The sequence below is a fragment of the Streptomyces liliiviolaceus genome (genome assembly GCF_018070025.1).
GTDB lineage: Bacteria > Actinomycetota > Actinomycetes > Streptomycetales > Streptomycetaceae > Streptomyces > Streptomyces liliiviolaceus.
In genome coordinates this window covers 1-17,147 of record NZ_JAGPYQ010000003.1, presented here as the reverse complement: position 1 = coordinate 17,147, position 17,147 = coordinate 1, and the positions used below count along the sequence as shown (strand labels likewise).

10 protein-coding genes and 4 pseudogenes are annotated in these 17,147 nt (G+C 67.8%); 8 read left to right on the top strand and 6 right to left on the bottom strand.

The features are described 5' to 3' along the window. The first annotated feature begins 87 nt into the window (after positions 1 to 87). Both J8N05_RS46355 and fxsT read left to right on the top strand, forming a co-directional pair. Positions 88 to 1,407 carry a TIR-like protein FxsC gene (locus tag J8N05_RS46355; protein WP_210894458.1) on the top strand — a complete coding sequence of 440 codons (1,320 nt, stop codon included), beginning with the start codon at positions 88 to 90 and terminating at the stop codon, positions 1,405 to 1,407. Beyond that, positions 1,404 to 5,339, top strand: coding sequence for an FxSxx-COOH system tetratricopeptide repeat protein (gene fxsT / locus J8N05_RS46350; RefSeq protein ID WP_210894456.1), 3,936 nt, complete (start codon positions 1,404 to 1,406; stop codon positions 5,337 to 5,339). The genes J8N05_RS46355 and fxsT overlap by 4 nt, the downstream gene beginning before the upstream one ends. Before the next feature lie 14 nt (positions 5,340 to 5,353). Here the strand turns inward: fxsT and J8N05_RS46345 are convergent, their stop codons facing one another. Both J8N05_RS46345 and J8N05_RS46340 read right to left on the bottom strand, forming a co-directional pair. Further along, complete coding sequence (locus J8N05_RS46345; protein WP_247707036.1) at positions 5,354 to 6,232, bottom strand: alpha/beta fold hydrolase; 879 nt, start codon at positions 6,230 to 6,232, stop codon at positions 5,354 to 5,356. A 302-nt stretch (positions 6,233 to 6,534) separates the two neighbouring features. After that, positions 6,535 to 6,699 (bottom strand): annotated as a pseudogene (locus J8N05_RS46340) (LLM class F420-dependent oxidoreductase); the annotation flags it as partial. Between J8N05_RS46340 and J8N05_RS48285 the strand changes: the two are divergent. Together J8N05_RS48285 and J8N05_RS46335 are read left to right on the top strand one after the other, a co-directional pair. Continuing rightward, a pseudogene (locus J8N05_RS48285) lies at positions 6,683 to 6,916 on the top strand (aromatic-ring hydroxylase C-terminal domain-containing protein); the annotation flags it as partial. The pseudogenes J8N05_RS46340 and J8N05_RS48285 sit on opposite strands and share 17 nt — an antisense overlap. 10 nt (positions 6,917 to 6,926) lie before the next feature. Beyond that, entirely contained in the window at positions 6,927 to 9,077 is a 2,151-nt protein-coding gene (locus J8N05_RS46335; protein ID WP_210894452.1) for an MMPL family transporter, read from the top strand. A 207-nt stretch (positions 9,078 to 9,284) separates the two neighbouring features. Here J8N05_RS46335 and J8N05_RS46330 read toward each other — a convergent pair whose 3' ends face one another. The 3 genes and pseudogenes from J8N05_RS46330 to J8N05_RS46320 all read right to left on the bottom strand — a co-directional run. Then, positions 9,285 to 10,772: a HAMP domain-containing sensor histidine kinase gene (locus J8N05_RS46330; protein ID WP_210894450.1), complete on the bottom strand. Its 1,488-nt coding sequence runs from the start codon at positions 10,770 to 10,772 to the stop codon at positions 9,285 to 9,287. Beyond that, positions 10,769 to 11,452: a response regulator transcription factor gene (locus tag J8N05_RS46325; RefSeq protein ID WP_282108212.1), complete on the bottom strand. Its 684-nt coding sequence runs from the start codon at positions 11,450 to 11,452 to the stop codon at positions 10,769 to 10,771. Before J8N05_RS46325 ends, J8N05_RS46330 begins: the two co-directional genes overlap by 4 nt. A 127-nt stretch (positions 11,453 to 11,579) precedes the next feature. After that, positions 11,580 to 11,705: pseudogene (locus tag J8N05_RS46320) on the bottom strand (IS5/IS1182 family transposase); the annotation flags it as partial. A gap of 113 nt (positions 11,706 to 11,818) precedes the next feature. Between J8N05_RS46320 and J8N05_RS46315 the strand changes: the two are divergent. From J8N05_RS46315 to J8N05_RS46300, 4 genes are all read left to right on the top strand, one after another. Then, a complete protein-coding gene (locus J8N05_RS46315; RefSeq protein ID WP_210894447.1) occupies positions 11,819 to 12,040 on the top strand; it encodes an aromatic-ring hydroxylase C-terminal domain-containing protein in 222 nt (73 codons plus the stop codon). Positions 12,041 to 12,174: 134 nt separating this feature from the next. Further along, on the top strand, positions 12,175 to 13,302 hold the full coding sequence (locus tag J8N05_RS46310) for an amidohydrolase family protein (protein WP_210894445.1): 1,128 nt from the start codon (positions 12,175 to 12,177) through the stop codon (positions 13,300 to 13,302). 493 nt (positions 13,303 to 13,795) lie between these two features. After that, on the top strand, positions 13,796 to 15,082 hold the full coding sequence (locus J8N05_RS46305) for an IS256 family transposase (protein WP_210894443.1): 1,287 nt from the start codon (positions 13,796 to 13,798) through the stop codon (positions 15,080 to 15,082). Between the two features lie 92 nt (positions 15,083 to 15,174). Further along, the gene (locus tag J8N05_RS46300) at positions 15,175 to 15,537 is read left to right on the top strand and encodes a hypothetical protein (protein ID WP_210894441.1); all 363 of its coding nucleotides are present in this window, start codon (positions 15,175 to 15,177) and stop codon (positions 15,535 to 15,537) included. Positions 15,538 to 15,563: 26 nt separating this feature from the next. Here J8N05_RS46300 and J8N05_RS46295 read toward each other — a convergent pair. Beyond that, positions 15,564 to 17,147 (bottom strand): annotated as a pseudogene (locus J8N05_RS46295) (hypothetical protein); the annotation flags it as partial.

Genomic DNA, 17,147 nt, shown 5'->3' with positions numbered 1-17,147 from the left:
GGCCTCCGGTCGGGCACATTGTTGACTTCGACCGGATAGCTCCGCCGACGGGGAAGTCCAGCGACTCGTCGGCGGGCGGGGGGATGCGTGGACACAGCGGACCAGGCTCAGGCCCGGATTCCAGACAGCCGGCCCTACTTCTTCCTTTCCTACGCCCACACCCCCTCCTGGGGCCCCGACAGCGGGGACCCGGATCACTGGGTGCGCATCCTGTTCAAAGACCTGTGCAACCACATCATGGCGCTCACCGACCTGCCCGCCGGGTCCAACGCCGGATTCATGGACCGTGAGATGCGCTCCGGAGAGGGGTGGCCGGAGCGGCTGAGCGAGAACCTGGCCACCTGCCGGGTGTTCGTACCCCTGTTCTCGGCACGCTATTTCTCCAGCGAGATGTGCGGGCGCGAGTGGTACGCGTTCACCGAGCGCATGCTGCATGCTCGGGCAACCGGCGCCGGCAGTGCGACCGCGATCGTCCCCGCCCTGTGGACGCGCGTAGATTTAAGGGCTCTCCCCGATTCCGTACGCCACATCCACCTCGGCCACTCGGACTTCGGCAGCCGCTACGCCAGCAATGGGATCTACGGGCTGATCAAACTCAACCGGCTGCGCGACGAGTACGAGGAAACCGTGCTCGGTCTGGCCGATCGCATCGTCCAAGCCGCCAAGGAGTGCCAACTGCCGTCCGGGCGGCCCCGTGACTACGAGAGCACGCCGAGCGCGTTCAAGCCGCGTGGTAGCGGACCCCGGCACATCCAGCTGACCGTTGCCGCCCCCACCCGGGACACCGTCCCGGAAGACCGCAACAAACAGCCCTACGGCGATGACGCCCTGGACTGGAACCCCTACCACTCCGAATCGACACGACCGTTGCCCGCGCACGCCGAAGAACTGCTGCGGTCCTTGGACTACCGGGTGACCGTGGTCTCCTTCGACGACGAGGACACCGGAGAGACCACGTCCAGCCCGCATCCCAAGACGCTCGAAAACCAGCAGCCCGGCATCCTTCTCGTCGACCACTGGGCACTGACCGACGAGGAGCGCCGACGCCGCCTGAAGACCTTCGATACAGGTGCGCGGCCGTGGGTGAGTGCGATCGTGCCCCGCAACCGCGCCGACGCCCAGTGCAACGGAGCCCAAGGGGCCAGACTCAGCCAGGAGTTGGAGCGGGCGATGCCGACCATCCTTGAGCGGGTGCGGCGCAGCGATTGTCGGATCGCGGTCAACGGTGTACCCACACTGAAGGCCTTCACCAGGGTCCTGCCGGACGTCGTGGCGCACACCACCCGCCAGTTCCTGAAATACGCCGAACCACACCCGCCACCGGGCCCGCACGTACCCAGGCCCCGCCTGATGGAGCCCTATCCACCTGGCCTGGACGCGGGAGACGACAACAGAGGAGAGGCATGACGGCCGCACGGGACGGAAGCATCATCACCTTCTACTCGTACAAGGGCGGCACCGGACGAACGATGGCCCTGGCCAACACGGCATGGATCCTGGCGGCCAACGGCAAACGCGTCCTGGCGGCCGACTGGGACCTCGAAGCCCCGGGCCTGCACCGCTTCTTCCACCCGTTCCTCGATGTCAATGTGCTCACGGCCACCTCCGGCGTCATCAACATCCTCCAGGACTTCGCCGCCGCCGCGACGGACGGAGTGCGGCGCACCGGACCTTGGCACCAGGAGTTCGCGGACGTCGAACAGCACGCCGTCTCGCTCACTCCCGAGCGTCTCGGGTTCAGCTTTCAAGACGGCGGCTCCCTCGACTTCCTCTCCGCAGGCCGCCAGTTCCGCGCCTACTCCTCAGCGGCCTCCTTCCTGGAGTGGGACAACTTCTACGACCGTCTCGGTGGCGGCACCTTCCTCGAGGGACTGCGCCAGAGCATGAAGCGGTCCTACGACTACGTCCTGATCGACTCCCGCACCGGGCTGTCAGACACCGCGGACATCTGCACCCTGCAAATGCCCGACCTTCTGATCGACTGCTTCACGCTGAGCGACCAGTCTCTGGAGGGCGCCGCCGAAGTAGCGAACAGCGTCGGAGACGCCAGTCGCAAGCGGCGCATACGGGTCCTTCCCGTACCGATGCGCATCGTCGAGGGCGAGAAGGAGAAGCTGGAGGCGGGCCGTGCGCTGGCCCAGCTGAAGTTCGCCGGACTGCCCAAGGGCGCCGACGGCGAGCCGCTGAGCGCCGACGAGGTCACCGCGTACTGGGGCAGCGTGGAGATTCCCTACCGGCCGTACTACAGCTTCGAGGAGATCCTCGCGACGTTCGGCGACGAGAAGGGCGACCCCAAGTCGCTGCTGTCCGCCTTCGAACGACTCACCACGGTCATCTCCGACGGCGAGATCACGTCAATGCCCCCGATCTCCGAAAGAGTACGGCTGCGCTGCCGGGATGCGTTCATCCGACGGCGGCCGCCGACCAGCGTGACCGAGATCGTCATCGCGTACACGGCGGAGAACCGGATGTGGTCCGACTGGATCGAGTCGCTGCTCAAACGCGCGGGCTGCAACGTCACCCTCCAAGACCTGTCCACCGCACCTCTCACCCCCTCAGCGCCCACGACCCGGGTCCTGGTGCTGTTGTCCAACGCGCTCCAGCGCTCCCGGAGCACCGAAACCGTCCTGGGCACCTTGCCGGCCGCCGACGCCGCGCACGGCCCGCTGGTGCCGGTGAGAGTCGACGAAGTCCGACTGCCGGAGCCGTACCAGGACCGTGCCGACCTCATCGACCTGTACGGACTCGACGAGGCAGGATGCGCCGGCACTCTCCTGGGCGCGCTGGACATGGCCACAAGAGTCACCGGCGGAGGTCCGGCGGCGCCACGGTTTCCCGGACAGACCCCGAACGTATGGAACGTACCGCAGCGCAACACCACGTTCACCGGACGCGGACAACTGCTCGATCAGGTACGTGACCAACTGCGGGGCGGCATGTCCGTGGTCCTGCCGCAAGCGCTCTTCGGCCTCGGCGGTGTCGGGAAGACCCAAATCGCGCTGGAGTACGTGCACCGCTTCATGGCCGACTACGACCTGGTGTGGTGGGTCTCGGCAGAGCACGCCGACAACGTGGTCGCCTCGCTCGCCGAGCTCGGTGCCCTCATCGACGCACCCGGCGGCGAAGACATGGCCCTCGCCAGCCAAGAAACTGTGCACATGCTCTCGCGTGGAAAACCCACCAAGAGGTGGATCCTCGTCTTCGACAACGCCGACAACCCCGACGACCTCGCCGACTACCTGCCCAACGGCGGGCACATCCTCGTCACCTCCCGCAACCAGGCCTGGTCGCAAAAAGGCGCCACTCTGTCCGTCGACGTCTTCCTACGCCAAGAAAGCATCGAACACCTCTTGCGGCGTGCGCCCGGTCTGACGGCCGAAGAGGCGGACCAGGTGGCCACGGCGGTCGGCGACCTGCCCTTGGCCGTGGAACAGGCCGGGGCCTGGCTGGCGGAGACCGCCACGCCCACAGCCGAATACCTACGACGGCTCACCGAACAGACAGCCGCCGTCCTGGCCCTCAACCAGCCCGCCGACTACCCAGAGACCGTCGCAGCGACCTGGAACATTTCCATCGAACGGCTGCAGGAACGTTCCCCCGCCGCCGTACGGTTGCTCCAGCTGTGCGCCTTTCTCGCCCCCGAACCGATCTCCTCCGACCTGCTGTACAGCAAGACCATGATCAACGCGCTCAAGCCGTACGATCCCGCGCTGCAGGACAGCCTTCTGCTCGGCCTGGTCATCCAGGAGATCAGGCTGTTATCCCTCGCCAAGGTCGAACAGGCCTCCAGCTCCATCCAGGTGCATCGGCTCGTACAGGCCGTGATCCGCTCACAGATGACGCAAGAAGACCAGCGCACGGCCCGGCACCTCGTCCACATGGTGCTCGCAGCCGCCCGTCCCGACGGCGACGAACCCACCGACAACCCGGAGACCTGGCCCACGTTCGGAGTCATCTGGCCGCACCTGGGCGCCTCCGACATCCGCAACTGCACCGAGACCGATCCACGCAGGCTCCTCATCGACCGGATCCGCTACCTGTGGAAGCGAGGCGAGTTCCCTCGCGCCCAGCAACTAGCCCAGGACATCCTCGCCCACTGGAAGTCGCGGCTGGGCGAAAACCACCAGCAGTACTTGTACCTCCGGGGCCAGCTTGCCAACGTCCTGCGCTCGCAAGGGCTGTACGTCGAGGCACGGGAGATCGACGAGGAACTGCGCGAGCGGCAGCGTCGGGTCCTGGGCACCAGGCACCCGCACACCTATGTCACCACCTCCAGCCTCGCCAGCGACCTCGCGGCACTCGGCGAGTACACACGGGCAGTGGAACTGGCGAAAGAGGCGCACGACGGGTTCAGCCAGATCTTCCACGACCTGCACCCTCGCACCCTCAACGCCGCCAACAACCTGGCGCTGGCCCAGCGCATGGTCGGCAACTACGGCAGGGCCCGCCAGATCGACCAAGAGACATACGACCGACGTCGCCGCCCCGAAGTACTCGGACCCGATCACCCCTACACCCTGGCATCGGCCGAGAGCCTCGGCCGCGACCTGCGCGAGGTCGGCCGCTACGCCGATTCCGTAACCGTCTTGTCCAAGGCCTACGAGCAGCACAAGAGCGTCCTGGGGAAAAAATTTCCGGGCACGCTCAGGTGCGCGAAGTCGCTCGCGGTGTCGCTACGCCGAGCGGGACAGCTGGAGGACGCGCGACGGCTGACGTCAGCAACACTGGAGCAGTATCAGACCCAGTACGCGGCGCCCACCCCGGACTCGCTCGCCTGCGAACTCAATCTGGCTGCGGACCTGTTCGCCGCCGAGGACAAGGAGACGGCCCGCAAGGTCGCTCAGAAGGTACTCGCCGAGTACGTCCTGAAACCAGGCGAAGCCCACCCCTACACCCAGGCCGCCATGAACAATCTCGCCATCTTCCACTGGGGGTGCGGGGAGGTCGACCAGGCCGAGGCGGTCTACCTCAAGGCGCTCAACCGCATGTCGACAGTGCTCGGGGACCACCATCCCCACACGCTGTTCTGCTCCGCCAACTACGCCATCCTGCTCGCCGAGGACGGTCGTCCGGAAGAGGCCTGGAAACGGGAGAAACAGGCCATCGACGTCCTGCGCTCCATCCTCGGCACCCAGCATCCGGAAACCATGGCTGTCGTCAACAACGGCGCCCTCACTCTGAGCTCCCTCGGTCGCTCCGCCGAGGCCCGCCTGCTGCATGAGGAGGCACTGACCGAACTGGTACGGCAACTGCGCCAGCTCGGCGAGAACAACGGCATCACGTTCTTCGCCACGCACGAACGACGGGTCTACCGGGATCTGGAGCCGCTGGCGGTGTGAGCAGTCGGCACGTGTCAGGCTCCGGACGGCGCTGACAGGAGCCAATCCAGGACCTCCGGAAGCGCACGCAGGGCCGCGAAGTGTGCCGCCTTCGGCTCCAGGACCGCCGTGGCGCGCGGGACGCGGGCAGCCAGCCAGGAAAAGTGGGACGCCGGGGAGAACGCGTCCTTGGCTCCGTGCCACAGCAACACCGGCACCCCGATGTACGCCGGATCGAACCCCCATGGGCCGGTCAGGGCGATCGCGTCATCGAGCCATCCGTAGACCGAGGTGCGCAGTGCTTCGCGGTAGGTGCGCAGCAACATCGAACGGATGGAACTGTCGGAGACGATCAGTCGGTCCTCGTGGGTGAGGTCCGAGCGCAGTTCGTCCAGGAGCCGGGCCGGGTTGCACCGTATGGCGGCAGAACGGGGGATGAGGCCGGCCGCGTACCGGTCCGGATCGGTGACCGCGGTCGTGAACTCCTCCACGTTGGACGGCGTCATTCCCTCGAACCAGTCCAGCCCTTCCGCATCCCTCGGCGCGAGCCCGACCAGAGCCGCTACTCGGGTCACCCGGCCAGGCATGAGGGCAGCGCAGGCCAGGGCATGCGGTGCTCCTCCGGAGCGGCCCACCACCGCGAATCGTTCCAGTGCGAACGCATTGGCTACAGCAGCTACGTCCTCGACGACGTCTGCGACCTGCCGGCCGGCCCTGCGGTCCGAACCGCCGTATCCGGGACGGTCGAAGCTGATGAGTCTGGTGCCGCGCTGATGAAGGAACAATGAGCGCGGCTTGGGTCCCACCCGACTGCCTGGCATGCCGTGCAGGAGAAACACGGGGCGCCCCTCAGGATCGCCCGAGATCTCTACCTGTAATCGCCGCCCATCCGCCGTCCTCACATGGTCAGGCACGTCGTGTCCCCTCCCGTGGCCGCGGCTGGGACCACGTTGCACGACACTTGCCCAGGCGGTCATACGCCGAAACGAATGCACAGGTCAACCGGTATCCGACAAACCAGGCCAGCGATGAGCGTCCGAATCAGCGCCGCACAGTCTCCGCTGACGGCCCTCAAGGTCCATGCTGTCCTCGGCGGGGCTCCAGGCTATTGGCCGGGAGCCCCCACCCTGTCGTTCAGTCCGCCGTCCGACGTAGCGACGTGCTTCTCATTCGAGGTCCACCGCACCTTGTCTGTACCGGACTTGAGCACCTTCTCCAGTTCGTCAGCGAACACCTCGGCGAGTCCACGCCATACCGGCCGTGACAGGCCGGCACCGCCTTCGTCGGCGGTGAGGTCTTGCAGGGCGACGTGGTCAGCCCCGGCGTCGAAGTACTCGCGAGTTCGTGCTCGTACACGCTCGGCGTCGCCCAAGGCGAAAAGAACCGTCGCGCACACGAGCGCCACCGCGTTGCTCATCCGGCCCGACGGCTGTGTCACCTGGGCCTTGCCCACCGGGCAGGACCTCGACGCCAGCACGTCGGTGCGTGCGCTGGGGCGCCTGGTTCAGCCAACCGGCCTGAGCGGTCCTATTAACAGTCGCCTCAGGTTCGCTCGGTACGAAGTAGCCGTCCAGATAAGCGATGCAACCCGTATGTAGGAGGCTAGTGATGGCAGTCAACGCAGCGCCGTCCGGGGAAGCGCCGGCCGGTCGGTTGGCAGGCCGGTGGGTGCCATGGTTGGTGATCGGCTTGTGGTTGGTGCTGGCGGCGGGCATGGTGCCGTTGAGCGGAAAATTGAGCTCGGTCACCACCGACAGCGCCGTGGACACCCTGCCGGCCAGTGCCGAGTCCACCAAGGTGGCGGTGCTGGACGACAGTCTCCCCGGCGGTGACGACAACACGTTCGTCTTCGTGTACCACCGCTCCGGCGGCATGACCGACGCCGACCGCGCGACGGTCGAGCACCACTACAACACCCTTGCCAAGCAGTACCCGCCGAAGCGAACGCGGGCGGCCGACGAGGACGACGAGGGCTCACCGACGAGCCCCTCCACCGACCGCAAGGCGATGATGTTCACCCTTGAGGTGAGCACGGCCTACGGCGCACCGGAGGACATCGTCGGCCCGTTGCGTGACGCCGCGAAGGACCGCCCCGCCGGCCTGGAACTCGACGTGACCGGCCCGGGCGCGATCGACGGCGACATGGATGCCGTCTTCGACGGCATCGACGTGCAGGTCCTCCTCACCACCATCGTCGTCGTCACGCTCCTGCTCATCCTCACCTACCGCAGCCCCGTGTTGTGGATCATCCCGCTGGTGGCCGTCGGCGCGGCCGCACTGACCTCCATGGGGACCGTCTACCTGCTCGTCAAGGGCTTCGGCATCGTGGTCAACGACCAGAACTCGGCGCTGCTGACGATCCTGGTATTCGGAGTCGGCACGGACTACGCGCTGTTGCTCATCGCTCGCTATCGGGAGGCACTGCACCACCATGAGAACGTCCGGCTCGCGATGGTCCACGCGCTGCGCGGCGCGGCGCCGGCCATCGTCGCGTCCGCGGCCACCGTGGTCGCCGGCCTGCTCTGCCTGCTCGTCGCGGACCTGAACAGCACCAGCGGGTTGGGCCCGATCGGTGCGGCCGGCATCGTGTGCGCGCTGGTGGCCATGCTGACGCTGTTCCCGGCGGTGCTCGTGGTGCTCGGCAGGCGGATCTTCTGGCCGGCCATCCCGCGGTTCAGCACGGCCATGGAGGAGAAGCCGGGGCTGTGGGGACGGCTCGGCACCGCCATCGGCCGCCGCCGGTGGCTGGCGGCGCTCGGCTCGCTCGGAGTCCTCGGCGTGCTCGCCCTCGGGCTGGCGGGCAACACCGGCGCCCTGCGGGAGCAGGACCAGTTCCTGTCCGCGCCGGAGTCGGTCACCGGCTTCACCGTTCTGCGCCAGCACTTCCCGGAGCTCGGCGGCCAGCCGATGACGATCTTCACGCGGCCGGCGCACCAGGAGCGGGTGCTCGACATAGTCAAGGACACTCGCGGTGTGGCCCTGGCCGTCCCGGAACAGACCAGCGGTGGCTGGGCCAACATCTCCGTGTTCCCGAAGGACGCGCCGGACACCGTCGCGGAGTACGACACGATCAAGCGGGTACGCACCGCCGTGCACGCCGTGAGCGGGGCGGAGGCCATCGTCGGCGGGCCGAGTGCGGAGAACCTCGACACCGAGGTGACCACCAAGCGTGACGAGAAGCTGGTGATCCCGCTGGTGCTCGCCGTCGTCCTGATCGTCCTCGGGCTGCTGCTGCGCGCGATCCTGGCCCCGCTGGTCCTGATGGCCACCGTGATCGTCTCATTCACCGCAGCCTTTGGCGGGAGCGTGTTCGTCTTCGACACGATCCTCGGGTTCAAGGGGATCGACTATTCGGTGCCGCTGCTGGCATTCCTGTTCCTGGTGGCACTCGGCGTCGACTACAACATCTTCCTGACCAGCCGGGCCCGGGAGGAGACCGTGCGTCTGGGCACCGGAGCGGGCATGCTCAAAGCCCTCTCCGCCACCGGTGGCGTCATCACCTCGGCAGGCCTGGTCCTGGCGGCCACGTTCGCGGTCCTCGCCACACTTCCGCTGGTGATGCTGATCGAGGTCGGGTTCCTGGTCGCCTTCGGCGTGCTGCTCGACGCCCTGCTGGTGCGGTCGGTCCTGGTGCCCGCCCTCACCTTGCTGATCGGCCGGCGGATCTGGTGGCCGAGCCGGCTGTCCCGTCCAGCGGCGGAGCTGCCGGACGCTCAACAGTCGCTCGCCGACGACGAGGAGCCCGCGCTGCAACGGTGAGCGCGGCAGCACGGACGAGATCCGGGACGGGGCCCCAGCCCCTTCCCGGATCTCTTTTTCATGGCCCGACGGTCGCCGCCCTTTGGTCCTGCGCCGTACGGCCGGGGCTGGGGGCCGACGCACCGTGTCCTGCCCCGACGGTGAGCCACGCGGGGCCATGCCTGAGGCCGCAGCCCCTTCTCCCCCGCGCCGCGCCGTGGGAGCGGGTCAGCTCATCACGGTGTCCTCCCCGGCACTGGGCCGCGCAATCGGGTCAGGCGGGGCGGACGGAGCGATCGGGGCAGGCGGGGCAGGCGGGGCCGCTGCCGGAAGGTCGACCCGAAGCAGCGCGCCACCGCGTGCGGAGCGGGCGACGGCGGCCCGGCCGCCGTGTGCGTCGACGACCCGCTGCACGATCGACAGCCCCAGGCCGGATCCCGGCAACGACCGGGCGCTGTCGGCACGGTAGAACCGGTCGAACACCCGCGGTACGTCGGCGGCGTCGATGCCCGGCCCGGCGTCGTCGACCTCAAGCACCGCCGACGTGCCCTCGATACGGAGCCGGACCTGGACCGGCTGGTCCACGGGAGACCACTTACCGGCGTTGTCAACGAGGTTGAGCACCGCCCGCTCAAGCGCAGCGGGACGCCCGCTCACCCACACCGAGGTCACGTCGAGCGCCACCTCGATGTCGGGCACACGGGAACCCGCCCGGGTCGCGGCGGCCAGCACCACATCGGCGAGGTCGAGCACCTCGGTGCTCTCGTCGCTGACGTCCCCGCGCGCCAGGTCGGTCAGCTCGGCGACAAGGGTGCTCAACTCGGCCACCTGGGAGCCGAGATCGTTGAGCAGCCGGGTCCGGCCGTCCGCCGGCAGCGCGCTGTCCAGGGTGCCGCGCCGATCGAGTCGTATCAGCAGCTCGACGTTGAGGCGCAGGCTGGTGAGCGGGGTCTTCAGCTCGTGGGCGGCGTCCTCGGCGAGCAGCCGCTGAGCCCGCCGGGAATCGCGGAGCGCGGCGAGCATGTCGTTGATCGACCGGATCAGCCGCCGGATCTCCCCGCCGCCCTCATCCGGGATGTCGGCGTCGAGATCCCGGGTGTGCGCGACACGTACCGCGGCAGCGGTCAGCCGGTCGATCGGTGCCAGCCCGGTCCGCGCCACGGTCCGACCGACAAGGGCACCACCGACCACGCACAGCAGCCCGATCAGCAGCATGCCGAACCCGAACTGGTTGATCGGGCTGTCGTCGACGACGCGGGCCACCTGGACCGCGCCATCGCCCGCCCGCAGCGTGTAGATGACGTAGCCGTCCTCGTCGCTGTCGTTCGACTCCATCAGGTCGGCCGACGCGCCCTGCGCCACACGCCCGGCGTCCACGCTGACCGGGGGCAGCGGGGGTTGGCCGGCCGGCGTCCGGATCGAGCCGTCGGGCAGGATGACCCGCACCAGACGACCGGATCCGGGATACGGCGGTAGCTGGACCTGCGCCAGACCGGCGCGCTCCGCGTTCGTCGCCAACACGCGGGAGTCAGCACGCATCTGATCCTCGGCGGTGTCCTTCAGCTCCCAGTCCAGCAGCTCACTGGCCACCTGGAAGGCTACGAACACGCTCACCGCGATGGCCGTCGCAGCGATCACCGTCAGCCTGGCCCGCAGGGACCACCGGCGCCACCATCGAGTCAGCCGGCGCGGTTCCCGGCCGACGTGCCTGCTCACGGAGGAGTCTCCCGCAACGTGTACCCCAAGCCGCGCAGCGTGTAGATCAATCGCGGCTCACCCTCGGCCTCCATCTTGCGGCGCAGGTAACTCACGTACACCTGAAGGTTGTTGGCGGTGGAGCTCAAGCCGAAGCCCCAGATCGCCCCGAACAGCGCGTCGCGGGTCACGACCCGGGTCGCGTTGCTCACGAGGACCTGCAGGAGGGAGAACTCGGTCCGCGTCAGGCGCAGCGGCCGCGCGCCCCGCCACGCCTCGAACCTGTCGACATCGAGCCGGAGGTCGGCGAACGACAGGATCTGCGACTCCTCGTCGGTCGGCGTGCGTCGGCGCAGCAGAGCCCGTACCCGGGCCAGTAACTCCTCGGTGGCGAACGGCTTGGGCAGGTAGTCGTCGGCGCCCGCGTCCAGCCCCGTGACCCGGTCGGAGACCTGGTCACGGGCGGTCAGCATCAGCACCGGCAGATCGCGACCTGCGGCCCGCAACCGTCGGCAGGTCTCCAACCCGCCGAGGCGGGGCATCATCACGTCGAGGAGCAGCAGATCCGGTGTGTCGCCACCGACCCCGTCGAGCACGGCGAAACCGTTGGAGACGGTGCTGGTGTCGTAACCCTCGACCTGGAGCACCCGCTCCAGCGACTCACGGATGGCCGCCTCGTCATCCGCGATCATGATCCGCACGCCGGCCCACCCCCCTCCAGTCGATGCTTTTTCCGCTCATTGTCCCCGAGCAACCTGAGGCCAGGATTAGAGCGTCGCCGCTGTAGTACGCGCGGGCCGTGCTCTTGAGGATGCCTACGGTCGTGTCCTACGGGGTGAGGCGGACGAGGCGCTTGTAGAAGCAGAGTGCGGCGGCAAGTTTGAGAAGTACCAGGTAGTTGAAGGCCTGGCGCTTGTAGCGGGGACTGAGTCTGCGGTAACCGGACAGCCATGACGTTGGGTCGGCCGCGGATCAGGCGCGCAGGGGACGTGCCCTTCAGGCGGTTCGCAGCAGCGACGGCATTACGGTCGGCCTGCGGTTTCGCACCTCGCGTCGCCTGCATCTGGTTGCGGACTCCTGCTGGACCTCGTCGCGCGGAGGTCCGTGACGTCGCGGCCGCGAGGGCCGGACAGGTCAACACCGTCGCCGCCCGCACGGACCGGGTGGACGTCGACGCCTTGCTGATCCGGCCCGACGGCTGTGTCGCCTGGGGCCTGCCCACCAGGCAGGACCTCGACGCTTCCACGCTGGTGCGTGCGCTGGGCACCGGGTCCGGCCAACCGCCCTGAGTGGCCGTCCTAACGTTCGTCTCAGGTTCCCTCGGTAGGAAGTAGGCATCCGGATAAGCGAGGTAACCCGTCGTGTCTTGCAGACGGATGCCGCACGGATACCGCACCACACGAACACCTGAGGAGAAACCGAAATGAAGTCCGACGCAAACCCTGTGAAGCGCCTCACGACGGGACGCCGCGGCTTTCTAGCCGGCACGGCAGCACTTGGCTTTGGCGCAGGCTTATCCACGCATGCCATTGCCTCCCGCGCGACAGCGAACGAGACTACGGATTTTTCACTGCGAGACCAGGACCTCCCCTTCATCGGCACGGAAGAGACCTTTTCCACCCATGAATTGATGGTGCTGAACGACAGGCTGTTCCTTGAGGATACTGGTCTTGCCGAACTCGGCCCGCGCCGCATCGGCGCAATGGATGAAGCGGGACTCAACGTTCAAATCCTTTCCGCACATACGCCAGGTGTGCAGAACGTCAAGGGTCAGAAGGGAATCGATTTCGCGTATCGCCTAAACAAGCTGCTCGCCGACGGGCCGATGGCCACCTATCCGGGGCGGTTTAAAGCATTTGCAACCCTGCCTCTGCAGAATCCGGAGGCTTCGGCAGACGAACTGGAACGCACAGTTCGGGAGGATGGCTTCCTGGGATGTCTGACCAATGGAATCATCGGGAAGAAATTTCTCGATCATCCCGATTTCGAGCCGCTGCTGGCGCGGGCCGAAGCCCTTGATGCGCCGATATACATCCATCCGGGCCTGCCACCTGACGAGGTTTTCGAAATCTACTACAGCAACATGCGGCCGGAATATCAGAAAGAGTTCCAGGATCAGGTTCTCAGCATCTCTGCATATGGCTGGCATCAGGAAGTCGTTACTCAGTGCCTCCGAATGATCACCTCGGGAGTGTTCGACAGGCATCCCAAGCTCCAGATCATCATCGGCCACATGGGAGAGGGCCTTCCGTTCTTTTACGCACGCGTCGTGGAGAAGATGAGCGAAGTAACCAAGAAGAGCCTGGACAAGCCGTTCGAGCAGTATTTCCATGACAATTTCTGGTTCACAACCAGCGCATTCCCGCAGACCGAACTACTCGATCTCCTGCTGGAGCACATAAACGTGGATCGAGTGATGTTTGCAACCGACTACCCGTTTGCAAACATCAAAACTCAAACCGACTGGTTCCGGGGAGTCGCCTTGCCACGCGAAGACAAGGAAAAGATTGCGTTCCGAAACGCAGAAAAACTGTTCGGAATCAAAGTCTGACACGCCCCGAGGGTCAGAATGATTCCCGTTAAGCGACGGGCCAGCGTCGGCGGAAACAGAGAATGCTTTGACTGTAAGACGAGCGTGCAGCCGTAGTGTGCGATGCACGGCTAACCGCGCGGTTCGTACGGGTCTGCTGCGGGCTGCCCGGGAACAGCAGAGACAAAAGTGTGCTCCTGAGGTCGTGCGACTCGGGACGCGCGGAAGAGGCACACGGGCCCGCGCCCAGCGGACCGTTCGGAGTCCCGCCCCCCGGATGCGCCTGCACGGATCGGCCCGGAGACGCGGACTGAGTCTGCCGCAGACAATTGCCACCTTGCCGTGCGAAGGGGGCATTCGCCGTCCGAGACGCTCCTCCATGGCCACGATGAGCTCCTCGGACGCGGGCGGGAATCCCAGCCACCGTCCCTCCCGAGCAGCTTCGTTGCCCGCGCTCAGCGCCGTGGGGTCTGTACGGTGAGCGGTGTAACTCCCGAGCTGGAAGCGACAGTTGATGACTGACGTGACGAGTGACACCGAGGCCGGGAAGGCCGCTGTGAGTGGGGCGGGCACCGTGGATGACGGGCTGGTCGCCGAGCTGGTGACCCGGGCCCAGGCCGGTGGGGTGAAGCTCACCGGGGAGGGTGGCCTGTTGCAGCAGCTGACGAAGCGGTTGTTGGAGTCCGCGCTGGAAGGCGAACTCACCGATCATCTGGGCCACGAGCCCGGTGAGCGGGCCGAGGGCGGCCGGGAGAACTACCGCAACGGACACCGCTCCAAGAGGGTGATCACCGAGTCGGGGCCGGTCGAGATCGCGGTGCCGCGGGACCGGGCCGGGTCGTTCGAGCCGCAGCTGGTCAAGAAGCGCCAGCGGCGTTTGGGCGGGGTGGACGAGATGGTCCTGTCGCTGTCGGCGAAAGGGCTCACGCACGGGGAGATCTCCGCGTATCTCGCCGAGGTCTACGGCGCGGAGATCTCTAAGTCCACGATCTCCACGATCACCGACAGCGTGATGGCCGGCATGAGCGAATGGCAGAACCGTCCCCTGGACACCGTCTATCCGGTCGTCTTCATCGACTGCGTGAACGTGAAGGTCAGGGACGGGCAGGTCGCCAACCGGCCTGTCTACATGGCGGTGGCGGTCACCGCCGAGGGACAACGGGACATCCTGGGCCTGTGGATCGGCGACGGCGGGGAGGGCGCGAAGTACTGGCTCCAGGTCCTGACCGAGATCAAGAACCGCGGCGCGGCCGATGTCCTGATGCTGGTCTGCGACGGCCTGACAGGCCTCCCGGACGCCGTGAACACCGTCTGGCCTGCGACGATCGTCCAGACCTGCGTCGTTCACCTGCTGCGGAACAGCTTCCGTTACGCGGCCCGGCAGGACTGGGAGAAGATCGCGAAGGCGCTCAGGCCCGTCTACACCGCGCCGACCGAGGACGCCTCGCTCGAGCGGTTCGTGGAGTTCACCGACGCCTGGGGCGGGAAGTATCCGGCGATCGTCCGGCTCTGGGAGGCGGCCTGGGCGGAGTTCGTGCCCTTCCTCCGGTTCGACGTGGAGATCCGCAAGATTGTCTGCACCACCAACGCGATCGAGAGCATCAACGCGCGCATCCGAAAGGCCGTCCGGGCCCGGGGACACTTCCCCACCGACCAGGCCGCCCTCAAATGCGTCTACCTCGCCGTCATGAGCCTGGACCCGACCGGCACCGGACGCAAACGCTGGACCATGCGCTGGAAGGCTGCACTCCAAGCCTTCGACATCACCTTCGACGGCCGGCTCACCGCCGGACGCCGCTGAACAAATCCGACTGAGTTCCACCGTTCGCTACACAGACCCGCGCGCTGATCCGCCGCCCGTTCCGCGGCGGCGAGGCCGACGGTGCGCTCGTCGTGAGCTCCGGTGAGGCCGAACTCGCGGCGCTGGCAGGGAATCCCGAGGAGCTGGAGCGAGCCCATCAGTTGCGCACGGCCCTCGCCGTGCGCGCGGCACTCGACGCGCAGTTCCGCCGCGCCCTGGACACCTGGTGGCAGCAGGCGCAGTCGGTACGCACGGGTGAAAGCACGGTGACGAACCGGATCAGCGGAGGCACCCAGTACGGCCCCGTCGTCCAGGGCCGGGACTTCAACGGCCTCACCATCACCGCGCACGGTTCGGGCGAGCCCCGTACAACGCCCGCCGGCACACACGGACCGACACTCCCCGACACGGAGGGCACGGCCCCTGGCGGCCCGGGCGGTCGGCAGGAGGACTGAACAGGTTGTCGCCGACGGGACCCGGCTCACGTCCTCCGGGCGAGGCGACGTTGCACCTCGGCGTGGCGGAGCTGGTAGGTGGCGCCGACCTGCCGCAGTACTCCCCGTCGATGGGCATCCGCGAGGAACGACATCAACCGCCATGGCACCTGGCCGCGCAGGGCGAGCCACCATCGGGCGAGCGTGAACGGGCCGTACCTGGCCTGGAGGAAGCCCCATGCCAGACCGGTGGCCAGCCCGTCGGCCACCCCGGTCATGGCCCCCCGCCACGGACCCAGGGCCGAGGTTATGACGACGGCGGCGGCCAGGCCGATGGCGAGGCCGCCCGCCGCGGCAGTGGTCCAGAACGTGACGCGGTCCTGGCCGAGTACGGTCTGCGGATCCGCAGCGACCGTTGCCTCGGCCGGCTTGGCCTCCAGCCCGGCGCCGAAGGAACCGCCGACGGCGGCGACCAGCCCGGACAGCAGCCCGCTGAGCCATCCGGTCTGCAGGGTGACCGCGATCCCGAGGGCGAGACCGCCGCCCAGGCCGGTGAGGATGCCGAGCGGTGACCAGCGGATTCCTCGCGCCGGAAGGCGGCCGTGGCCCAGGGTGACGACGCAAGCGGCGGCGACGCCGAATCCGACGCTGTTGACCAGCGGCGCCGAGTCCCCCATCTCGGGTTCGCCGACGAACGCCCCGACGAACGACGCCGCGACGCCACCCGCGAGCCCGGCCCGGAAACCGCCGAGGAATCCGGGCACCAGGCCCAGCGCGAGCCCGCTGACGAGATAGCCCGCCGGGCTGGGAATCCCGAGGGCGAGGCGCATGCCGAGCCCGAACGCGGAGCCGAGAAGGCTGCCGATCAGACCTCCCGCCAGCCCGCGGTTGAAACTCGGGGCGGGTGGACTCCACCGCCGGCCGACCATCGCCACGGCGACCCCGACGAGCATGCCGACCCCGAGCCAGGCACCGAACGGCATCACCACACCGGCCGGCACCGCCACAAGCCCCACCGCGACCCCCGCCAGAATCCTCGGCGCCGCGTCGGTTAGGTCCCACCATCTGAGGTCGGTGGTGCCCTGCTGGCGGTCCTCCAGGTCACGGGCGAGGAACGTCAGGAAGTGGGACGCCTGCCCGCGCGTCCATCTGTGCCGCGATCCCGAGGGCCCGGCCGGTACCGGGACCGGAGTCCGGTCCCGCGCGTAGGAGGCGGGGATGAAAGCATCCAGCAGATGCTCCCGGATCGCGGTGTCCGTGGGGAACCGTGAGCGGTCCAGGAGTTCGAAGGGACGCCCGGCGTGGGCGTGTTGCTCGTCCGGCGCAGGACCCCGTCCGGAACCCACCGCGGGGGCAGCGGGGGCATACGGGCCGTCCTTCACCGCGTTCGGCGAGGAGTTGTAGGCGACGCGGGCCAGGTACGCCATCAGCGGCGTCGTCAGTAACCGGCCCAGCGGGTGGGTGTCGTGCTCGGCGTCCAGCGCGGCGAACACCTCCAGCCAGCGGGCTTCGCCGGTCGATCCGCCCGCGGAGTCCCGTAAGTACGACGCGACGGTGTCCAGGTCCAGCGGCTCGGCCTCGACGCCCGCCGCGCCGGTCACCCGGACCTCGTACCCGTCCTGAGCCCGCAC